Origin of the sequence: Streptomyces sp. XY431 (genome assembly GCF_001279805.1) — a bacterium.
Taxonomy (GTDB): domain Bacteria; phylum Actinomycetota; class Actinomycetes; order Streptomycetales; family Streptomycetaceae; genus Kitasatospora; species Kitasatospora purpeofusca.
On the sequence record NZ_LGDO01000490.1, the window covers coordinates 21,661 to 43,406 of the forward strand.

The 21,746-nt window shown below is 71.6% G+C and carries 16 protein-coding genes; 14 read left to right on the forward strand and 2 right to left on the reverse strand.

What is annotated here, in order from left to right:
• The first annotated feature begins 19 nt into the window (after positions 1 to 19).
• From ADK60_RS33670 to ADK60_RS33690, 5 genes are all read left to right on the forward strand, one after another.
• Positions 20 to 322: a WXG100 family type VII secretion target gene (locus ADK60_RS33670; protein ID WP_045941337.1), complete on the forward strand. Its 303-nt coding sequence runs from the start codon at positions 20 to 22 to the stop codon at positions 320 to 322.
• A gap of 77 nt (positions 323 to 399) precedes the next feature.
• The gene (locus ADK60_RS33675) at positions 400 to 693 is read left to right on the forward strand and encodes a WXG100 family type VII secretion target (RefSeq protein ID WP_053650720.1); all 294 of its coding nucleotides are present in this window, start codon (positions 400 to 402) and stop codon (positions 691 to 693) included.
• Positions 694 to 782: 89 nt separating this feature from the next.
• On the forward strand, positions 783 to 2,018 hold the full coding sequence (gene mycP / locus ADK60_RS33680) for a type VII secretion-associated serine protease mycosin (protein WP_053650721.1): 1,236 nt from the start codon (positions 783 to 785) through the stop codon (positions 2,016 to 2,018).
• 132 nt (positions 2,019 to 2,150) lie between these two features.
• Positions 2,151 to 2,693 carry a SigE family RNA polymerase sigma factor gene (locus ADK60_RS33685; RefSeq protein ID WP_078896698.1) on the forward strand — a complete coding sequence of 181 codons (543 nt, stop codon included), beginning with the start codon at positions 2,151 to 2,153 and terminating at the stop codon, positions 2,691 to 2,693.
• A gap of 77 nt (positions 2,694 to 2,770) precedes the next feature.
• On the forward strand, positions 2,771 to 4,054 hold the full coding sequence (locus tag ADK60_RS33690) for a nucleotidyl transferase family protein (RefSeq protein ID WP_053650722.1): 1,284 nt from the start codon (positions 2,771 to 2,773) through the stop codon (positions 4,052 to 4,054).
• A 79-nt stretch (positions 4,055 to 4,133) separates the two neighbouring features.
• On the opposite strand, the gene ADK60_RS33695 is transcribed toward ADK60_RS33690, so the two are convergent.
• Both ADK60_RS33695 and ADK60_RS33700 read right to left on the reverse strand, forming a co-directional pair.
• Positions 4,134 to 5,546 carry an APC family permease gene (locus ADK60_RS33695; protein ID WP_045941334.1) on the reverse strand — a complete coding sequence of 471 codons (1,413 nt, stop codon included), beginning with the start codon at positions 5,544 to 5,546 and terminating at the stop codon, positions 4,134 to 4,136.
• Between the two features lie 472 nt (positions 5,547 to 6,018).
• The gene (locus ADK60_RS33700; RefSeq protein WP_045941333.1) at positions 6,019 to 9,966 is read right to left on the reverse strand and encodes a type VII secretion protein EccC; all 3,948 of its coding nucleotides are present in this window, start codon (positions 9,964 to 9,966) and stop codon (positions 6,019 to 6,021) included.
• Between the two features lie 435 nt (positions 9,967 to 10,401).
• On the opposite strand from ADK60_RS33700, the gene eccD reads away from it, so the two are divergent.
• From eccD to ADK60_RS33745, 9 genes are all read left to right on the forward strand, one after another.
• The gene (eccD, locus tag ADK60_RS33705; RefSeq protein WP_053650723.1) at positions 10,402 to 11,865 is read left to right on the forward strand and encodes a type VII secretion integral membrane protein EccD; all 1,464 of its coding nucleotides are present in this window, start codon (positions 10,402 to 10,404) and stop codon (positions 11,863 to 11,865) included.
• A gap of 186 nt (positions 11,866 to 12,051) precedes the next feature.
• Positions 12,052 to 12,342, forward strand: a complete 291-nt coding sequence (rpsO, locus tag ADK60_RS33710; RefSeq protein WP_030397713.1) for a 30S ribosomal protein S15 — start codon at positions 12,052 to 12,054, stop codon at positions 12,340 to 12,342.
• Between the two features lie 464 nt (positions 12,343 to 12,806).
• Positions 12,807 to 15,014: a polyribonucleotide nucleotidyltransferase gene (locus ADK60_RS33715; protein ID WP_030397712.1), complete on the forward strand. Its 2,208-nt coding sequence runs from the start codon at positions 12,807 to 12,809 to the stop codon at positions 15,012 to 15,014.
• 69 nt (positions 15,015 to 15,083) lie between these two features.
• Positions 15,084 to 16,472, forward strand: a complete 1,389-nt coding sequence (locus ADK60_RS33720) for a M16 family metallopeptidase (protein WP_079008913.1) — start codon at positions 15,084 to 15,086, stop codon at positions 16,470 to 16,472.
• Between the two features lie 14 nt (positions 16,473 to 16,486).
• Positions 16,487 to 17,233 (forward strand): 4-hydroxy-tetrahydrodipicolinate reductase, encoded by a 747-nt coding sequence (dapB, locus tag ADK60_RS33725; protein WP_053650725.1) that lies wholly within the window; start codon positions 16,487 to 16,489, stop codon positions 17,231 to 17,233.
• A gap of 7 nt (positions 17,234 to 17,240) precedes the next feature.
• Entirely contained in the window at positions 17,241 to 17,744 is a 504-nt protein-coding gene (locus ADK60_RS33730; RefSeq protein WP_053650726.1) for a hypothetical protein, read from the forward strand.
• The gene (thyX, locus tag ADK60_RS33735) at positions 17,741 to 18,472 is read left to right on the forward strand and encodes an FAD-dependent thymidylate synthase (RefSeq protein WP_045941329.1); all 732 of its coding nucleotides are present in this window, start codon (positions 17,741 to 17,743) and stop codon (positions 18,470 to 18,472) included. The genes ADK60_RS33730 and thyX overlap by 4 nt, the downstream gene beginning before the upstream one ends.
• Positions 18,473 to 18,732: 260 nt before the next feature.
• Positions 18,733 to 19,632, forward strand: a complete 900-nt coding sequence (gene dapA / locus ADK60_RS33740; RefSeq protein WP_045941328.1) for a 4-hydroxy-tetrahydrodipicolinate synthase — start codon at positions 18,733 to 18,735, stop codon at positions 19,630 to 19,632.
• Positions 19,633 to 19,803: 171 nt separating this feature from the next.
• Positions 19,804 to 21,489 (forward strand): ribonuclease J, encoded by a 1,686-nt coding sequence (locus ADK60_RS33745; protein WP_045941327.1) that lies wholly within the window; start codon positions 19,804 to 19,806, stop codon positions 21,487 to 21,489.
• The last annotated feature ends 257 nt before the right edge of the window (positions 21,490 to 21,746 follow it).

Consider the following 21,746-nt stretch of genomic DNA (forward strand, 5'->3'; position numbering starts at 1 on the left):
TCATGGGGGACGGTAGAGCATGGGTCAGTTCAAGACGACCGCTCAGGAGATGCTGGCTTTCGCCAAGCACATGGACGAGGTCATCAACCAGATCAACACCGAGATCAACGGTCTCAACAACCTGGTGGGTTCGATCACCGGTGGTTGGCAGGGCCAGGCCGCGCAGGCGTACACCAACCTCCAGGGTCAGTTCAACACCGACGCCCAGGAGCTGAACAAGTCGCTGCGCGCCATCAAGGACGCGATCGAGCTCACGACCCAGAAGTACTCGCAGGCGGACGCCGACCAGCAGGCGATCTTCGGTTCCGCCGCCGCGTCCTGATCCTCAGCTCTGTCCGTTCACCCGGCGAAGCACCCCTCGGGTGATGGGGTGCTTCGCAGCCTCGACTAGGAGACATCGTGGCCGAACACATTCTGGTCAACTTCGAGACCATCAAGAACGCCAGCTCGGAGGTCCGCCGGACCGCGGGGACCATCAAGGCCCAGCTCGAGGAGCTGAAGGCCGGCGTCACCAAGATCTCCGGTAGCTGGGAGGGTGCCGCGCAGCAGGGCTACCAGGCCCACCAGGCCAAGTGGGACCAGCGCGCCGAGCACCTCCAGCAGGTGCTGGAGTCGATCGCCAAGTCCCTGGACAGCGCGGCCTCCAGCTACCAGAGCACCGAGAACCGCAACGCCACCCTCTGGACGGGCTGACGGTTCACGGCCCCAGTACCACGCGCCGAAGGGCGGGTGCCCCGGGCGGGCACCCGCCTTTGGCGCGACCGCACGACCAGGTGGACGACATGAGGGGTGGCAGGGTGCCGGTGGTCAGGTACCGGACGGCGGCCGCGGCGGTGGCCGCACTCACGCTGCTCGGCGGCCCGCTGACGGTGCCGGCGGCGGCCGAGGGGCCGGGCGTCTCGGCGTCGGGGGAGTGCGGCAAGAACGCGCAGAACGTGCAGGCCGTGCCGTGGTCGCTCCAGCGGATGGTGCTGGACGAGCTCTGGCAGGGCGGCGCGACCACCGGTGCGGGCGTCCTGGTCGCGGTCATCGACACCGGGGTGGACGACCAGAACCCGCAGCTGGCCGACAAGGTCCTCGACGGCGGTTCGCTGCTCAAGGACAAGGAGGGCAAGCGGGTCGAGGGCGGCGGCAAGGACGACCTGGTCGGCCACGGCACCAAGGTGGCCGGCATCATCGCGGCCTCCCGCAGCGACCGGACCGGCTTCGTCGGCATCGCCCCGGGCGCCACCGTGCTGTCCATCCGGCAGAACGACGCCGAGGGCAACGGCGATGTGCACTCGCTGGTGGAGGCCGTCAACTCGGCCGTGGCCCAGGGCGCCAAGGTCATCAACATCTCGCAGGACGTGCGCGGCGCGGCCGACACCCGCTTCGTCGGCTACGAGGAGCTGAAGGCCGCGGTCGACAACGCGGAGAGCCGGGGCGTGGTGGTGGTCGCCTCCTCCGGCAACGACGGCAAGAAGGGCGACACCTTCCCGGCGGCCTTCCGCACCGTGCTCGCCGTCGGCGCCTCCGACCGCAACAACGAGCGCACCTACTTCTCCCAGTACGGCGATTTCGTGGACGTCGCGGCCCCCGGCGTCGACATGCTCTCCACCGTCCCGCGCGGCGGGCAGTGCGTGGACAACGGCACCAGCTTCGCCGCGCCCTACGTGGCCGGGCTGGCCGCGCTGCTGGTCGGCGCGCACAAGGACTGGAAGCCGAGCCAGGTGCGCGCCTGGATCGAGCAGACCGCGCAGCGCACCGACCACAAGGCGAACGAGTACATCGGCTGGGGCGTGGTCGACCCGGTGAAGGCCGTCACCACCGCGCCCGCGGCGCCGCCGGACAAGCCGGCCGAGGACCCGCCGGTGCAGCTGGCGTCCGCCCCGATCGTGCCCCGCCCGCTCGGCCTCGGCGAGACCCAGGCCGACCGCGACGGCCGGACCGCGACCTATGTCCTGGGCGTGGGGGCGCTGCTGGTCGCCCTGCTGATCGGCGGCGGCATCGTCCTCCGCGACCACCGCCGCCGCCCCTGAACCGCAGTCCCTGAACCGCCGCCGCCGAACCCGGCGGCGCCGTCCGGAACTTCTTCGTGCCCGCTGTAACATCCCCTCCCGCTCACCGCATCAAGAAGGTGTCGACAGCGGTGAGCCGGAGGGGTGTGGGGGATGGTGCGGATCGGGGCCGCGCGCGAGGCGAAGGACGCGGAGTTCCTGGAACTCGTGTCGGGGCACACCGGGCGGCTGTACCGCTCGGCCTGTCTGCTCACCGGCGGTGACACCCACCAGGCGGAGGACCTCGTCCAGGAGGCCCTGGGCCGGATGTACGTGCTCTGGCGCCGCAGCGCCTGGACAGGTGGACGGCACCGGGTCGACAACCCGGGCGCGTACACCCACACCGTGATGGTGCGGGTCTTCCTCGCCCAGAAGCGCCGCCGCTCCAGCGGCGAGCACCCCACCGACCGGCTGCCCGACATCGAGGGCCGGGAGCCGGACGGCGCGCTGCGCCTCACCCTGCTCGACGCGCTCGGCGGGCTGCCCGCCAAGGACCGCGCGGTGCTGGTGCTGCGCTACTGGGAGGACCGCAGCGTCGAGCAGACCGCCGAGGTGCTGCGGCTGTCCTCGGGCGCGGTCCGGACCCGCAGCACCCGGGCGCTGGCGCGACTGCGCGAACAGCTCGGCGACTCGCTGGCCGAGCTGGCCTTCCGCTGACCCGGTCCGCCCGACCGCCTCCCACGGGGTGCCGCCACCGGCCCCCGTCCCGTGACCGAAGGAAACGGTGATCACGCATGTCCGCACCGGACGGCTTCGAGGATGATCTGCTGCACGCCATGGCGCGTACGGGCGAGGGCTTCGGCCCGCACGGCCCGGCCGGACTGGCGGCCCGAGGACTGGCCCGCGGCCGCCGCCGCTGGCGCCGCCGTTCGGCCGCCGCCGCGGTGGGCGGCGCGGCCGCGCTGGCCCTGGTCGGCACCGGCGCGGTGTACCTGACCGACGGCTCCCCGGCCGCCTCCCGGCCGGCCCCGGCGGCCAGCGGCGCCCCGGACTCCGGCGGCACGGCCTCGCCCACGCCGGGCTCGTCCCCGAGCACCTCCGCCGGCCCCGCCCGCGCTGCGGGGGTCAGCGGGGAAGAGGTGCTGGCCGCGTTCCGGGCGTTGCTGCCCGAGGGCCGGGTCAGTAACGCGTCGGCGGCCGGAACCGATTTCCAGGACCGTCCGGGCGGCGGTGGGTCGCCGGGTGCCGCGCTGGTCCTGGACGACGGCAGGGGCGGGGCCCACATCACGATCTCGATCGCCAGGCTCGCCGAGGACGACCCGCGCCGGAAGGACGCCGGCTGCCCGGACAAGAAGTACGTCCCGTACGACGCCTGCACCGAGAGCACGCTGCCGGACGGCGGCCGGCTGACCGTGTTCCAGGGCTACGAGTACCCGGACCGCCGGGTCGCCACCAAGCGGTGGTTCGCCACCCTCCTCGGCAAGGACGGCCGGTTGATCGAGCTGAACGAGTGGAACGCCGTGTCGCAGAAGGGCGGCCCGGTCTCCCGGGCCACTCCGCCGCTGACCCCCGAGCAGTTGAGGGCGGTCGTCGTCGACACGGCCTGGGACCGGGTGGTCACGGCCCTCGCGGAGCCGGTCCCGGTCCGGCCCGGTGGCGCCGGCAAGGAGTACACCCAGGAGGAGATCCTGGCGATCACCGCCGGCCTGCTCCCGGCCGGGCTCAAGCAGACCGAGACCGGCGGCCAGCCGGGCTTCGCCGACTTCGTGGTGAACGACGGCAGGGGCAAGTCCCTGGTGGAGATCAATGTGCAGGACTGGAGCAAGGACCCGTCGGGCGGCGGGATCTTCGGCGGCGCCGAGACGCTCCCCGACGGCACCCGGGTGGTCGTGCGCAAGCAGCCCGGCAAGCTGGTGAGGTGGACGGTCGACACCCTGCGCCCGGCCGGCCTGCGGGTGGTGGTCAGCGCCTTCAACAGCGGCAGCCAGGTGACCGCGGCCACCCGGACGAACCCGGCGCTCACGGTCGAGCAGCTGCGGACGATCGCGCTCGCCCCGGACTGGAAGCTCAGGAAGTAGCACGCGGACGCGGCAGTGCCCCGGGCCAGGGGGAGCCCGGGGCACTGCCGTGTGGGGGAGGGGTGGGGGTCGTGGGGGCTCAGGCCTGCTGGTCCTCGGGAATGGTGATCACCCAGCGGGTGTCCTGCCGGGGGCGCAGGTAGAGCAGCCAGTAGAGGGTGGCGACGGCGGTGATGCCGCCGGTCCACAGCAGCGGCACGGTGTCCAGCTGGGTGATCACGTAGACCAGCACCACGATCAGCACCGCCGGGACGGCCGGCCACAGCGGCATCCGCCAGGCGGCGGCGTGCTTGTGGTGGTTGCGGCGGGAGAGCAGTGCGGCGATCGCGACCAGCAGGTACATCCCGGTGACGGCGACGCCGGTGATCTCGCTCAGCAGCTCGCCCTTGACGAAGCAGAGCGCGGCGCCGGGGAGGCCGACGGCCAGGGTGGCGACCCACGGGGAGCCGAACCGGCCCAGGGTGCCGAAGGCCTTGTTGACCGGGCCGGGCCACGCCTTGTCGCGGGCCGAGGCGAACAGCACCCGGGAGTTCTGGATGACCATGACGATGCCGGCGTTGATGATGGCCAGCGCGACGCAGAGGCTGATGAAGGTGCCGACGGCCGAGTTGCTCCAGGCGGTGACCATGCCGGAGATGTCGCCGGAGCTCAGGGTGGCGAGGTCGGGGGCGCCCATGGTGATGGCGGCGACCGGGACCAGGATGACGGCGGCGGAGATCGCCAGCGTCCACAGCACGGTGCGGGACACGTTGCGGCGCGGGTTCTCCAGCTCCTCGGAGAGGTAGACGGCGGTGGAGAAGCCCTGGGTGATGAAGAGCGCGATGCCGAGGGCGCCGATGATCGCGCCGATGCTCACCGTGGTGGTGACGCCGTCCTCGCCGGTGACCACGCCGTGCAGCATGCTGGGCGCGCCGCTGTTGGCGTGGGCGAAGCCGAGCACCGACACCACACCGGCCGCGACGACCTCCAGCACCAGGAAGACGCCGGTGATCCAGGCGTTGGCGCGCAGGTCCAGCAGGCCGGCCAGGGTGGCGGCGAGCATCACCGCGGCGCCGGCCAGCGGCTTGTCCACGTGCAGGACGGGGGCCAGGTAGTCGGCGGTGCCGAGGGCGATGACCGAGGGGACGATCATCACCACGATCAGCGAGAGCACGAACACCAGCCAGCCGGCCAGCCGTCCGGCCAGGGTGCCGACCATGGCGTACTCGCCGCCGGCGCTGGGGATCAGGGTGCCGAGCTCGGAGTAGCAGAAGGCGACCGCGATACACAGCACCGAGCCGATCGCGATGGCCAGCGCGGTGGCGCTGCCGATGCTGGAGAACAGCTCCGGGACGATCACGAAGAGCGTGGAGGCCGGTGTGACGCAGGACAGCGTGAGCAGTGTGCCGCCCACGACGCCGATCGAACGCTTGAGCGTCTGCGGGGCGGCGGGGGCGCCCGCGACGGCCGAGGTGGGGGCTGCGGCGGTCGGTGGGCGAAGCGTGTCGGTCATCGGGGCATCCGATCGGCTCTGTGCGGTCCTGGAGAGGGAGCGGTATCGCCTCCGCTGGCTGTCTGCTCGGTTCTGGTCCTGTCGCTCCCGGGCCGCCATGGAACCTTGGCCGTATCGATCGCGTCAATGCTGGAATTGCTTCGGAATCCGTTGTCGCTGTGCGTACAGACATGCGATCTGATGATCACTTATCGTCATCACTATGCATGTCCGACTTGTTACTTTCGCCACATCGCACTTGAATCCAAGGTGAACGTGGTGTTGCGCGCCTCAATCCAAGGTTGCGGCCGAATGCGGAGGCAGGTCGTCCGGAAGCTCCCGGCTCGTGCGGCCCGCCCCCGGCCGGGTACGGGAACCGCAGCCCTCCGGCGGAAAGATCTAGGTAACGTTTCGGCACTCGGGACGCCGGAAGGGGTCGGACCCTGGGATCCGACCCCTTCCACTACGCTCCGTGACGACCGGCCCGTCGCCGCTACGGCGCCGGCAGCCAGCCCGTCTGCACCATCTGCCCGCTGGTCACCCGGCGCGAGACGAACACGCCCCGGCCCGGCGGCAGCGCCTGCGGCTTGACGTTGCCCAGCAGCGGACCCTCGTCCCGGTTGCCGGACAGCAGGACGCCCTGCCCGCCCAGCTCCCGCATCCGCTGCATGAACGGCTCGTACAGCGAACGCCCGGCGCCGCCGGCGCTGCGCGCGACGATCACCCGCAGCCCGATGTCGCGCGCGAACGGCAGGAACTCCGCCAGCGCGGCCAGCGGGTTGCCCGAGGAGGTCGCCACCAGCTCGTAGTCGTCCACCACCACGAACATGTCCTTGCCGCTGTACCAGCTGCGGTTGCGCAGCTGCTCCGCGGTCACGTCGGGACCGGGCAGCCGGCGCGAGCAGGCCCCGCGCAGCATCTCGACCACGGAGCTCATGGCCGGCTGCGCGGCGGCGTACTCGACCAGGTACTCCGGCGGGACTACGCCGAGCAGCGCGCGCCGGTAGTCGCCGACCACGATCCCCGCCTGGTCCGGGGTGTACCGCTCGGTGATCTGCTTGACCAGCATCCGCAGCAGCGCGGACTTCCCGGACTCGGTGTCGCCGAACACGATGAACAGCGGGTCGGTCTCGAAGTTGACGAAGGCCGGCGCCAGCTCCGCCTCGTCCACGCCGAAGGCGACACCCCGCTCCGGGTGCTCGAAGCCCTTCGGCAGCGACTGCCCGTCCAGCACCGTCGGCAGCATCCGCACCTGAGGCGCGCGCGGACCGGTCCAGGCCCCGGCGACCGCCTGGACCAGCCCGGCCACACCGTTCTGCAGGTCCTCCACCGAGTCGGAGCCGTCCAGCCGGGGCAGGCCGGTGAGGAAGTGCAGCCGGTCCACGGTGACGCCCCGGCCCGGCACGGCCGGCACGGCCTGCGCCACCCGGCGGTCCACCTCGGACTCCATCGCGTCGCCGAGCTTCAGCTCGGTCCGGTTCTGCAGCAGGTCCTTGAGCGCCGGGCGGACCTCGGCGTACCGGGTCGCGGTGACGATCAGGTGGACGCCGTAGCCGAGGCCGCGCTGGGCGATGTCGCCGATGACCGGCTCCAGTGCCTCGAACTCCTGCTTGAAGGTGTTCCAGCCGTCGACGATCAGGAAGACGTCGCCGAACCGCTCGTCCGGCAGCGCGCCGGCGGCCCGGCGGGCCCGGTAGGTGCCGATGGAGTCGATCCCGGTGCTGCGGAAGAGCTCCTCGCGCCGGTTGAGCACCCCGTGCACCTCGGAGACCATCCGGCGCACCTTCTCCGCGTCCAGCCGCCCGGCCACCCCGCCGACGTGCGGCAGGTCCTGGAGCGACTGGAAGCCGCCGCCGCCGAAGTCCAGCAGGTAGAACTGCGTCTCCAGCGGGGTGTGGGTGAGCGCGAACGAGGCCACCGTGGTGCGGATCATGGTCGACTTGCCGGAGCGCGGGCCGCCGACCACCAGACCGTGGCCGGCCGCGCCCGCGTAGTCCTGCTCGAGGATGTCGCGCTTCTGGTCGCGCGGCTTGTCGACGATGCCGACCGGCACCCGCAGCCGGCCCAGTGTGCCGGACTGCGGCGCGGTCAGCCCGCGCTCGGCGGTCGCCTGCAGCGGCGGCAGCAGCTGGTCCACGCTCGGCGGCGCGTCCAGCGGCGGCAGCCACACCTGGTGCGCGGCCGGGCCCTGGCCCGCCATCCGCTGCACGAACACGTCCAGCACGGTGTCCGCCAGGGCGTCGTCCTGCTCCTCGACCAGCGGCTCGACCTCCTGCACCAGCGGCTCGGTCACCGGCACCTCGGCCGCAGTGAACCGCACCGGACGCGCGGACACCAGCCGGCCGCCGGTCGACCGCTGCTGCCCCGGCGCCCGGTAGGCCCCGGAGACGTAGGCGGCCTTGAACCGCTCCATCACATCGGTGCCGAACTTCAGGTAGCCGACACCCGGCACCGGCGGCAGGTGGTAGGCGTCCGGGACACCGATCGCCGCCCGTGACTCGGCCGCCGAGAAGGTGCGCAGACCGATCCGGTAGGAGAGATAGGTGTCCAGGCCGCGCAGCTTGCCCTCCTCCAGGCGCTGCGAGGCCAGCAGCAGATGCACCCCGAGGGACCGGCCGATCCGGCCGATCTGGATGAACATGTCGATGAAGTCGGGCTTGGCGGTGAGGAGTTCGGAGAACTCGTCGATGATCAGCACCAGCGAGGGCAGCGGGTCCAGCGCCGCGCCGGCCGCCCGGGCCCGCTCGTACTCGTGGATGTTCGCGTAGTTGCCCGCCCGGTGCAGCAGCTCCTGGCGCCGGTTGAGCTCGCCCTCGATGGCGTCCCGCATCCGGTCGACCAGGGTGAGCTGGCCCTCCAGGTTGGTGATCACCGCCGAGGTGTGCGGCATGTCCGCCATGCCCGCGAAGGTCGCGCCGCCCTTGAAGTCGGCGAGCACGAAGTTCAGCGTCTCCGAGGAGTGCGTCATCGCCAGCGCCAGCACCAGGGTGCGCAGCAGCTCGGACTTGCCGGAGCCGGTCGCGCCGACGCACAGGCCGTGCGGGCCCATGCCCTCCAGCGCGGCCTCCTTGAGGTCCAGGTACACGTGCTCGCCGCCGGCCCCGACGCCGATCGGCACCCGCAGCCGCTCGTGCTGCGCCCGCTGCCGCCAGCTGCGGGTCACGTCGAAGGAGCCCGGGTCGCCGGAGTTCATCAGATCGGTGAAGTCCAGGTTGGACAGCAGCGGCTCGTCGTCGCCGCCGGCCGAGGCCCGGTACGGCGCCAGCTGCCGGGCCAGCGCCTCGGACTGCCAGGCGCCGAGGGTGTCCGGCTTGCCGGTGTAGGTGGCGCCCGAGGCGGAGCGCAGCACCAGGGCGTCCGGCGAGACGGTGACGACCAGGTGCCCGCTCGGCTCGTCCAGGTCGCCCGGGACCACCTCGACGATGGTCACCCCGTGCACGCCCTCGGCGCCGGCCAGCAGCGAGTCGTGCGGCACCGAGGCGCCGTCCATGACGACCACGATGTGCGGCTGGTCGGCGGCCGGGGCCGCGTCCCGGACGAACCGCTGCCGGCCGGCCAGCTCGTCCTGGAGCAGCAGCTCCAGGTCGCCGAGCCCGGTGGCGATCAGCCGGCGGGAGCCGGCGCCGTCGTTCTCCTTGCGGTGCTGGTTGTGCGGGAGCCACTTGGTCCACTCCCACTCGTCCACCGCGCCGGGTGCCGCGGCGACCGTGATCAGCAGGTCGTCCGGCGAGTGCAGGGTGGTCAGCTGGGCGATCATCGCCCGGACGTTCCCGTACACGGTGTCCGGGTCGCCGCAGACCGTGATGTGGTAGAAGGCGCGCAGCGAGATCGCCAACGGCAGGTCCTGCAGGGTGCCGTGGGCGTTCAGGAAGGTCTGCATCGCGGCCGCCGAGAGCGGCTCCAGCTCGTCCATCGGCGCGGTCTGCGGCGCGACCAGCGGGGTGGACAGCTGGACCGGTCCGCGGCCGACCCTGATCTGCGCGAAGTCGGCGTCGGCGGCCCGGCGCTCCCACAGCCGCCGGCCGTCGGCGACGATCGACCAGAGCTGGTCCGGCTCGGGATTGAGGAACAGCTGCGCGCCGCGCTGGCGCTCGGCGGTCCGGCGTACCTGGCGGCGCATCTGCTGGAGGTACTTGAGGTAGTCGCGCCGCTCGTCCGCGGTGGCCGTGGAGCCGCCCTTGCGGGCCCGGACGATCTGGGCGAGCGCCATGCCGACCGTCGAGACGATCATCAGACCGCCCATGATCTTCATCGGGGCCTGGGCACCGGGGGCGAAGAAGAACACCGCCGAACCGCCCATGCCGAGCATCGGCAGGATGCTCATCACCCAGTCCTCGCCGCCCGACCGGGGCAGCTCGGGTGGGGTCACCAGCTCCACCGGCTCGTCCGGCACCGCGGGCGGATAGGCCCGGGGCGGCCGCTTGACCATGATCACGCCCATACGCGTCCCACCCCCCGACCACGAACGCTTCGCAAGATCACTACGGCATCAGCCCTCACGCAACAGGATCCGTACGGGTGAGGACGCCCCGTGTGACGCCGCCCCCGCTCCGCCGACCGCAGGCATCCGGGGAGGAGCGCACCGCCCCCGCCGCCCTGCGCAGGGGCCGATCCTACTGGGGCCCGCGCCCGCGGCCCCGCCCGCCCTCCGCGGGGCCGGGCACGAACCGAGCGGGTAGGGTAACGCCGCGCCAACTCGTGGCCGCGCCCGGCCGGTTCCGCCGGACGGCGCCCGCGCGGGGGCCGGACCGGCCGACCGCCGGTGCCGAGCCGGCACCGTGGGGGCGGCGGCACCGCGCGCCGGCGCCGAGCACCCGTCACCGAACACCGTCATCAAGGGGGAGCGCCCAGTGCGTCGAGCGAACGAGGTGCGGGCATGACGACGCCCGCGACCACCGGCTTCTGCCGGGTCACCGTCGTCGCGCCGGACAGCCGGATCGACGTCGCCCTGCCCGAGGACGTCCCGCTCGCGGACGTGTACCCCGAGGTGCTGCGACTGTCCGGCCAGACCCAGCCCGAAGGCGTCCCCACCGGCTTCCACCTGGTCCGCCGCGACGGCACCGTGCTCGACGGCGGCCGCTCGCTCGCCGCCCAGCAGGTGCGCGACGGCGACCTGCTCAACCTGCGCCCGTTCGCCGAGTCGCTGCCGCCCGCCGTCTACGACGACGTCGCCGACGCGATCGCCACCGCCGGCGAGACCGACCGCCGGTTCTGGAGCCCCGAGCTGATGCGCGCCTTCGGCCTCGTCGGCGCCGGCGTGCTGCTCACCCTGCTCGGCTTCGCGCTCTGGTTCGCCGACCTGCGCCACGACATGCACGGCCTGCCCGGAGTGCTCTCCGGCGTCGTCGCGGTGGTGCTCACCGCCCTCGCCGGCGTCCGCGCCCGGGTCTACCGGGACGCCTGGGCCGGCCTCGCGCTCGGCCTCGGCGCCCTGCCGCACGCCCTGATCGCCGGCAGCGGCCTCCTCGCGCCGACCGGCGGCCCGCTGGACGGCCCCGGCCGGCTCCAGTTCCTGACCGGCTGCGTCGCCGTCCTGGTGGTCGCGGTCCTGCTGGTCGGCCTGCTGCCGGAGAAGGACTCCCTGTTCGTGGCCGCCGCCTTCCTGGCCGCGGCCGGCGCGCTCGCCACCTTCGCCGCCGTCCTGCTGCCCGGCACCCCGGCCCACCACATCGCGGCCGTCACCGGCGTCGCCGCCATCGCCGTGATCGGCTTCCTGCCCGGCCTGTCCGCCCGCTTCGCCCGGCTGCCGGTCGGCTACAGCGCCCCCGGCCAGACCCGCGCCCGGGGCCGCGACCACGACGAGGACGCCGCCCGCGCCGAGCTGGTCCAGTACGAGCGGATCGCCCACCAGGCCCGCCGCGGCCACGAGGTGCTGGTCGGCCTGGTCGGCGGCTGCGCCGCGGTGGTCGTCGGCTCCTGCGCGGTGCTCGGCTTCACCGACCGGACCTTCCCCGAGCTGCTGGCCCTCGTCCTCGGACTGGCCGCCATGCTCCGGGCCCGGCTGTTCCGCTACAGCGCCCAGGTCTTCGCGCTCACCGTCGCCGGGCTGCTCGGCCTGTCGCTGCTGATCGTCGGACTCTCCCTGCACACCCCGCAGTTCGTGCTGCGGGTCGGCCTCGGCTCCACCGACGCCGATCTGCGCACCGTCTGGCTGACCGCCTCGATCGCCTTCGGTGCCGCCGTGCTCACCGCGATCGCCCTGGTGGTGCCGCGGCTCGGGGTCTCCCCGTTCTGGGGGCGCATCCTGGACCTGGTCGACAGCCTCACCCTGATGTCACTGGTCCCGCTGGTGCTGGCCGTCCTCGACGTCTACCGGCTGGTCCGCGGCGCCACCGGCTGATCCGCGCACCGGGGCCGCCGACCGTCGGCGTCGGCGGCACTGGTACGCTTGGCATCCGAGCGCAGCCGTGTGTCCGTCCCCGGGTGGGACGCCGCCCGTCGGCCGCGCCCGTCACACGACACCGAGTTCTCGCAGAGTCCTGTGCCGTAGACCAGGAACGCTCGGTATCACCTCGAAGGAGTTGCAGTGGCTCTCGCCTCTGACGTCAAGAAGCAGATTTTCGCCGAGTTCGGCCAGAAGGAGGGCGACACCGGCTCCCCCGAGGTCCAGGTCGCCATGCTTTCCCGCCGCATCTCGGACCTGACCGAGCACCTCAAGGCCCACAAGCACGACCACCACTCGCGTCGTGGCCTGCTGATCCTGGTCGGCCAGCGTCGCCGTCTGCTGCAGTACCTGGCCAAGAAGGACATCGAGCGCTTCCGTACGCTCGTCGACCGCCTGGGCATCCGCCGCGGTGCCGCCGGCGGCGCCCGCTGAGAACGCCGCTCGGGGCGGCTCCCCACACCGGGGAGCCGCCCCTCGCGCGTATGCCGCGACCGGTGACCCGGGTGCCCACCACGGCGCCCGCGCCCACCGGCCGGGGATAACAACTCGCGCGCACCTCCCCAGGTGGCCGAGGATTGCACCGTAGGGTTGTGGGAATGCCGGGTGATGGCGCCGAAAGCGCGCCACCGGGCAGCAGGACCCGACCCCCCGCGGGACGAAGGCTTCAAACGGAAGCCGCCCGCATCCGAGAGAGCGTCCAGACGCGGACCGCCCGTCCGAAACCCGGCCGGCCGAGAGGCGCCGGTCCTCGGTAGTGGCCGCCGGAGGCCCCGCAGACCGAAGCGGGGACCGCCGGAGGCTTCGATCGAAGACCGGCCCGGACCGTCCAGGGTCAGCACGCAGGCGATTACGCGGGGACGCTCTCCCGGAGACGTACGAAAGAGGAGATCTTCCAGGTGGAAGAGAACGTGTTCTACGCCGAAGCCGTGATCGACAACGGTTCCTTCGGCACCCGTACCATCCGCTTCGAGACCGGCCGTCTGGCCCGTCAGGCCGCCGGCTCCGCCGTGGCCTACCTGGACGACGACACCATGGTGCTGTCGGCCACCAGCGCGTCCAAGCAGCCGAAGGAGCACTTCGACTTCTTCCCGCTGACCGTGGACGTCGAGGAGCGGATGTACGCCGCGGGCCGGATCCCCGGCTCGTTCTTCCGTCGCGAGGGCCGGCCCTCCGAGGACGCGATCCTCACCTGCCGCCTGATCGACCGCCCGCTGCGCCCGTCCTTCGTCAAGGGCCTGCGCAACGAGATCCAGGTCGTCGTCACCGTGATGGCGCTCAACCCGGACCACCTGTACGACGTGGTGGCCATCAACGCCGCCTCCGCCTCCACCCAGCTGGCGGGCCTGCCGTTCTCCGGCCCGATCGGTGGCGTCCGCGTCGCGCTGATCAACGGCCAGTGGGTGGCCTTCCCGACCCACAGCGAGCTGGAGTCGGCCGTCTTCGACATGGTCGTGGCCGGCCGGACCCTGCCGGACGGCGACGTCGCGATCATGATGGTCGAGGCCGAGGCCACCGACAAGACCATCAAGCTGGTCGAGGGCGGCGCCGAGGCGCCGACCGAGGAGATCGTCGCCGCCGGTCTGGACGCCGCCAAGCCGTTCATCAAGGTCCTCTGCGCCGCCCAGGCCCAGCTGGCCGCCCAGGCCGCGAAGCCGACCGGCGAGTTCCCGGTCTTCCTGGACTACCAGGACGACGTGCTCGCCGCGCTGACCGCCGCCGTCAAGGACGAGCTGGCGCAGGCCCTCACCATCGCGGGCAAGCAGGAGCGCAACAACGAGCTGGACCGCGTCAAGGCGCTGGCCGCCGAGAAGCTGCTGCCCGAGTTCGAGGGCCGCGAGAAGGAGATCAGCGCCGCCTACAACGCGCTGACCAAGAAGACCGTCCGCGAGCGCGTCATCAAGGACAAGGTCCGCATCGACGGCCGCGGTGTCACCGACATCCGCACCCTGGCCGCCGAGGTCGAGGCCATCCCGCGGGTGCACGGCTCGGCCCTGTTCGAGCGCGGCGAGACCCAGATCCTGGGTGTCACCACGCTGAACATGCTCCGCATGGAGCAGCAGCTGGACACGCTCTCCCCGGAGACCCGTCGCCGCTACATGCACAACTACAACTTCCCGCCGTACTCGGTCGGCGAGACCGGCCGCGTCGGTTCGCCGAAGCGCCGCGAGATCGGCCACGGCGCGCTCGCCGAGCGGGCGATCCTGCCGGTGCTGCCGTCCCGCGAGGACTTCCCGTACGCGATCCGCCAGGTCTCCGAGGCGCTGAGCTCCAACGGCTCCACCTCGATGGGCTCGGTCTGCGCCTCGACCATGTCGCTGCTGAACGCCGGTGTGCCGCTGAAGGCCGCCGTCGCCGGTATCGCCATGGGCCTGATCTCCCAGGAGATCGACGGTGAGACCCACTACGTGACCCTCACCGACATCCTCGGTGCCGAGGACGCGTACGGCGACATGGACTTCAAGGTCGCCGGTACCCGCAACTTCATCACCGCGCTGCAGCTGGACACCAAGCTCAACGGCATCCCGGCGTCGGTGCTCGCCGCCGCGCTGAAGCAGGCCCGCGACGCCCGTCTGCACATCCTCGACGTGATGAACGAGGCCATCGACTCCCCGGACGAGATGTCCCCGAACGCGCCGCGCATCATCACCATCAAGATCCCGGTGGACAAGATCGGTGAGGTCATCGGCCCCAAGGGCAAGATGATCAACCAGATCCAGGAGGACACCGGCGCCGAGATCACGATCGAGGACGACGGCACCATCTACATCGGTGCCGCCGACGGCCCGGCCGCCGAGGCCGCCCGCACCACGATCAACCAGATCGCCAACCCGACCATGCCGGAGGTCGGCGAGCGCTACCTGGGCACCGTGGTCAAGACCACGACCTTCGGTGCCTTCGTCTCGCTCATGCCGGGCAAGGACGGTCTGCTGCACATCTCGCAGATCCGCAAGCTGGCCGGCGGCAAGCGCGTGGAGAACGTCGAGGACATCCTCGGCGTCGGCGCCAAGGTGCAGGTCGAGATCGCCGAGATCGACCCGCGCGGCAAGCTCTCGCTGATCCCGGTCGTCGAGGGCGAGGAGAACGGCGAGGCCGCTTCCGAGTGAAGCGCCGCTAGCTGATCCCGCGGCCCGCACGCCCCCAGCGGCGTGCGGGCCGCACCCTGTTGTCCCCCCATGCTTCGACGGATTGCTTTCTACGGAGGTACCCCCGTGGCTCTGGCCTCGGCGGCGACGCAGCGCCCCGGCACGACCCGAACCCTGCTGAAGGGCGCGGACGGTGCCGGAATCGTGCGCCGCACCGTCCTTCCCGGCGGCCTGCGCGTCGTCACCGAGACCCTGCCGACGGTGCGCTCCGCGACCTTCGGCATCTGGGTCGGGGTCGGTTCTCGTGACGAGACCCCCCAGCTCAACGGCGCCACGCACTACCTGGAGCACCTGCTCTTCAAGGGCACCGAGCGGCGCAGCGCGCTGGACATCTCGGCCGCCCTGGACGCGGTCGGCGGCGAGATGAACGCCTTCACCGCCAAGGAGAACACCTGCTACTACGCGCGGGTGCTCGACACCGACCTGCCGCTGGCCATCGACGTGGTCTGCGACATGCTCACCGGCTCGCTGATCCGCCCGGAGGACGTCGAGGCCGAACGCGGCGTCATCCTCGAGGAGATGGCGATGGCCGAGGACGACCCGGGTGACGTCGTCCACGACCTCTTCGCCAAGGTGATCTTCGGCAACGGCCCGCTCGGCCGCCCGATCCTCGGCACCCAGGAGACCGTCAGGTCGCTCACCCGCGACCAGATCGCGAACTTCTTCCACCGCCGCTACCGGCCCGAGCACCTCGTCGTCGCCGCGGCCGGCAACCTGGACCACCGCAAGGTCGTCCGGCAGGTCGAGCGGGCCTTCGCACCGCTGCTCGCCAAGTCCGAGGCCGCCCCCACCGAGGCCCGCCGCGGCGTCAAGGCGCTGCGCACCGCCGGCCGGGTCGAGGTGCTCAACCGCTCCACCGAGCAGGCCCACCTGGTGCTGGGCGTGCCCGGGGTGCCCCGGCACGACGAGCGCCGCTGGGCGATGGGCGTGCTCAACGCGGCCCTCGGCGGCGGGATGAGCTCGCGGCTGTTCCAGGAGGTGCGGGAGAAGCGCGGCCTGGCGTACTCGGTGTACTCGTACTCCTCCTCGTACGCGGACAGCGGCCTGTTCGGCATCTACGCCGGCTGCCAGCCCAAGCGGGTCGAGGAGGTGCTGCGGATCTGCCGCGAGGAGCTCGCCAAGGTGGTCGCCGAGGGCATCACCGAGGAGGAGCTGCGGCGGGCGATCGGCCAGATCTCCGGCTCCACCGTGCTCGGCATGGAGGACACCGGCTCGCTGATGAACCGGATCGGCAAGGCCGAACTGAGCTACGGCCACCACCTGTCGGTGGACGACATGCTGGCGCGGATAGCCGCGGTGACCCTGGACGACGTGCACGAGGTCGCCCGTGATGTGCTGGGGGCGTACCGGCCCTCGCTCGCGCTGATCGGCCCGATCACCGACAAGCGGGCCGCCAAGCTGGCCGACCTGCTGGCCTGAAGGGACTACTCACCATGACGCTGCGAGTCGCTGTGATCGGCGCCCGGGGCCGGATCGGCTCGGAGGCCGTCAAGGCCGTCGGGGCCGCCCCGGACCTGGAACTGGTCGCCACCCTCGGCCGGGGCTCGGCGCTCTCCGAGCTGACCGACGCCGGGGTGCAGGTCGCGGTCGAACTGACCCACCCCGACTCGGTGATGGGCAACCTCGACCACTGCCTGTCGCACGGCATCCACGTGGTCACCGGCACCACCGGCTGGACGGAGGAGCGGCTCGCCACCGTCCGGGGGCTGCTCGCCGCCGCGCCGGAGCTGGGTCTGCTGATCGCGCCGAACTTCTCCATCGGCGCCGTGCTCGGCATGAAGTTCGCGCAGGCCGCGGCCAAGTACTTCGAGTCGGTCGAGGTCGTCGAGCTGCACCACGACCACAAGGCGGACGCCCCCAGCGGCACCGCCACCCGCACCGCCCAGCTGATCGCCGCCGCCCGCGCGGAGGCCGGCCGCGCGCCGCAGCAGGACCCGACCACCCACGGCCTGCCCGGCGCCCGCGGCGCCGACGTCGACGGGGTGCCGGTGCACTCGGTCCGGCTGCGCGGTCTGCTCGCCCACCAGCAGGTGATGTTCGGCGACGAGGGCGAGACCCTCACCCTCCGGCACGACTCGCTGCACCACAGCAGCTTCATGCCGGGCATCCTGCTCGGTGTGCGCAAGGTCGTGGAGACGCCCGGGCTCACCCTGGGCCTCGAACACTTCCTGGACCTGTGAGCCCGGCATGACCTCCCGTACCGGCTTCTTCGTCCTCTCCGGAGTCCTGGCCCTGGTCGCGCTGATCTGCGTCGGCGAGGGCGTCCAACTGGTCGCCACCGGCAAGCCGCTGGGCATCGGCCTGGGCCTGTGCGCCTTCGTCATCCCGGTCGTCGGTTTCTGGTTCCTGCGCCAGACGGTCCGCTTCGGACGGGACAGCGAGCGGCTCGCCCGCGAGCTGGAGGCCGAGGGCGGTCTGCCGGTCGACGAGCTGGAGCGCACCGACGGCGGCCGGATCGACCGCGCCTCGGCCGACGCGGTGTTCGCCCGCCGCAAGGCCGAGGCCGAGGCCGCCCCGGGCGACTGGCGGGTCTTCTTCCGGCTCGCGGTGGCCTACGCCGACGCCGGCGACGTGCCGCGCGCCCGCAGGACCATGCAGCACGCGATCCGGCTGCACCGCACCACCGGCGCCGACCCCGCCACGGGAGGCGCCGGCAGCACCATCGGCAAGCCCGCGAGGAGCAACGCTTGAGCGAGGACACGACCGCCCCCCGGTTCCGCAGCGACATCACCGCAGACCTGGTCCGCGCCGCCGCCGCCGACTCGGACGTCATCTGGGCGGCCCGGGTCTCGACGGCGGGGGAACAGTCCCTGGAGGCCCTCCAGCAGGACCCGGACAAGTCCGCTGGCCTGATCAACTTCCTGATGCGCGACCGGCACGGCACGCCGTTCGAGCACAACTCGATGACCTTCTTCATCAGCGCGCCGATCTTCGTCTTCCGCGAGTTCCACCGCCACCGCAGCGGCTGGTCCTACAACGAGGAGTCCGGCCGGTACCGCGAGCTGCAGCCGGTCTTCTACGTGCCCGCCGAGGACCGCAAGCTGGTCCAGCAGGGCCGGCCGGGGCGCTACGAGTTCGTCGACGGCACCCCGGAGCAGCACCGGACCGTCACGGCCTCGATGGAGGCCGCCTACCGCGAGGCCTACGAGCGCTACCAGGAGATGCTGGCGGCGGGCGTGGCCCGCGAGGTCGCCCGCGCGGTGCTGCCGGTCGGGCTGTTCTCCTCGATGTACGCGACCTGCAACGCCCGCTCGCTGATGCACTTCCTGTCACTGCGCACCAAGCGGGAGTACGCGGCGGTACCGTCGTTCCCGCAGCGCGAGATCGAGATGGTCGCCGAGCGGATGGAGGAGCAGTGGGCGGAGCTCATGCCGCTCACCCATGCGGCCTTCGAGAAGCACGGCCGGGTCGCGCCCTGACCTGCGACGACGAGCATCCGGGGGCAGTGCCGGGCATGTCTGGATTGCGGCATTTCTGACCTCTCCCTACGCTCGTGAACACGGATTCCGGTGCTGCTTGAACCCCCGAGCACGCAGCACCGGAATCCCATGTTTCCGCTGCTGGCACCGGTTCCGCGGGGGCCGTACCGGGACGATCCGGGACCGTTCCGGAGGCACGGCCGTCCGAACACTGGACCGGCCTGGGTGTCGCCCCACCGCCTACGAGTAGTTTTGGACACATGGCTCCGACCTCCACCCCCCAGACGCCCTTCGGCCGGGTCCTGACCGCGATGGTGACACCGTTCACCGCCGACGGCGGCCTCGACCTCGACGGCGCCCAGCGCCTCGCCGCGCACCTCGTCGACTCCGGCAACGACGGCCTCGTCGTCAACGGCACCACCGGCGAGTCCCCGACCACCAGTGACGCCGAGAAGGCCCAGCTCGTCCGCGCCGTGGTGGAGGCGGTCGGCGACCGGGCCCACGTGGTGGCCGGCGTCGGCACCAACGACACGCACCACAGCGTCGAGCTGGCCCGGCAGGCCGCGGCCGCCGGCGCGCACGGCCTGCTGTCGGTCACGCCGTACTACAGCAAGCCCCCGCAGGAGGGCCTGTACCGGCACACGGTGCGGATCGCCGACGCCACCGAACTTCCTGTCATGCTGTACGACATCCCGGGCCGCAGCGGTGTCGCGCTGAGCCACGAGACGCTGGTCCGGCTGGGCGAGCACCCGCGGATCGTCGCCAACAAGGACGCCAAGGGCGACCTCGGTGCCGCGTCCTGGGCGATCGCCCGCTCCGGCCTCGCCTGGTACTCCGGGGACGACATCCTCAACCTGCCGCTGCTGTCGGTCGGGGCCGTGGGTGTGGTGAGCGTGGTCGGGCACGTGGTGGCCGGCGAGCTGCGGGCCATGGTCGAGGCCCACCTGGCCGGGGATGTGGCCAAGGCCACGGCCGTCCACCAGCGCCTGCTGCCGGTCTTCACCGGTATCTTCCGCACCCAGGGTGTCATTCTCGCCAAGGCCGCGCTGGACCTCCAGGGTCTGCCGGCCGGCCCGCTGCGACTGCCCCTGATCGGCGCGACTCCGGAGGAGATCGCGCAACTGAAGAAGGATCTCGCCGACGGCGGGGTAGACCTGTAACAGACAAAGACGTGCGCGCCCCGGCTCGCCGGACCCTCACGGGCCCGCCGCTGGACCGGACCGAAGGCGCGAGAGCACAGACCTGGTAGGAAAACCGACACGGAGAACGCACGCCATATGTCTCACGGGGGAGGACCCCGGACATATGGCGTGCGTCGTGAGGAGAGTCTTTTGAGCCACCCGCATCCCGAACTCGGCACGCCGCCGGCCCTCAAGGCGGGCGCCCTGCGCATCACCCCGCTCGGCGGTCTCGGTGAGATCGGCCGCAACATGACGGTCTTCGAATACGGGGACCGCATTCTCATCGTCGACTGCGGCGTCCTCTTCCCCGAGGACGAGCAGCCCGGCGTCGACCTGATCCTCCCGGACTTCACCTACATCCGGGACCGTCTGGACAAGATCGACGGCATCGTCCTCACGCACGGCCACGAGGACCACATCGGCGCCGTCCCGTTCCTGCTCCGGGAGAACCCGGACATCCCGCTGATCGGGTCGAAGCTCACCCTGGCGCTCATCGAGGCCAAGCTCGCCGAGCACCGCATCCGCCCGTACGTGCTGGAGGTCGCCGAGGGCGACCGCGAGCGGATCGGCCCCTTCGACTGCCAGTTCATCGCGGTCAACCACTCCATCCCGGACGCGCTGGCCGTCGCCGTGCGCACGCCCGCCGGCATGGTCGTCGCCACCGGTGACTTCAAGATGGACCAGCTGCCGCTCGACGGCCGGCTGACCGACCTGCCGACCTTCGCCAAGCTGGCGGAGGAGGGCATGGACCTGCTGCTGGTGGACTCCACCAACGCCGAGGTCCCCGGCTTCATCCCGTCCGAGCGGGACATCTCCGCGGCGCTGCGCAATGTCTTCGCCAACGCGGACAAGCGCATCATCGTGGCCTCCTTCGCCAGCCACGTGCACCGCATCCAGCAGGTGCTGGACGCCGCGCACGAGTACAAGCGCAAGGTCGCCTTCGTCGGCCGCTCGATGGTCCGCAACATGGGCATCGCCCGCGACCTCGGCTACCTCAAGGTGCCCGGCAACATGGTCGTCGACGTCAAGCAGCTCGACGACCTGCCGGACAAGGAGGTCGTGCTGATCTGTACCGGTTCGCAGGGCGAGCCGATGGCCGCGCTGTCCCGGATGGCCAACCGCGACCACCAGATCCGCATCGTCGAGGGCGACACCGTCGTGCTCGCCTCCTCGCTGATCCCCGGCAACGAGAACGCCGTCTACCGGGTGATCAACGGCCTGACCCGCTGGGGCGCCAAGGTCGTCCACAAGGGCAACGCCAAGGTGCACGTCTCGGGCCACGCCTCGGCCGGCGAGCTGCTGTACTTCTTCAACATCTGCAAGCCGCGCAACCTCATGCCGGTGCACGGCGAGTGGCGCCACCTGCGGGCGGCGGCCGACCTCGGCATCGCCACCGGCGTCCCGCGCAACCGCGTCGTCATCGCCGAGGACGGCGTCTGCGTCGACCTGGAGAAGGGCGTCGCCCGCATCGTCGGCAAGGTGCAGGCCGGCTACGTCTACGTGGACGGCTCCTCGGTCGGCGACATCACCGAGGCCTCGCTCAAGGACCGCAGGATCCTCGGCGAGGAGGGCTTCATCTCCTGCTTCGTCGTGGTGGACTCCACCAACGGCAAGATCGTCGGTGGCCCGAGCATCCAGGCCCGGGGTTCCGGCATCGACGACGCCGCGTTCGTCCCGGTGGCGGCCAAGCTCCAGGAGGCGCTCGACCGCTCGGCGGGCGACGGCGTTCTGGAGATCCGTCAGGTCCAGCAGCTGGTGCGCCGGACCCTCGGCAAGTGGGTGGCGGACAACTACCGCCGCCGCCCGATGATCCTGCCGGTCGTCGTCGAGGTGTGATTTGACGTGGGGCAACCCGGTGCGTAATGTTCTCCGGGTTGCCCCACGGGACGGCCCCCAGTCGAAGTCCTCGAAATGAAATTCGAGCACGGAGCGGGAAAACGGCCCGAGAAACTCTGATAGAGTTCGGGAGCGCCGAAAGGCCCAAGCAAATTCGATGAATGAAACTCCGGAAAACGGAGCGGAAAACATCTGATAAGCTTGAAACACGAAAGAACGAAGCGCCCGGAGGGCCGGTGTGAAAGCCGCCTGAAGGA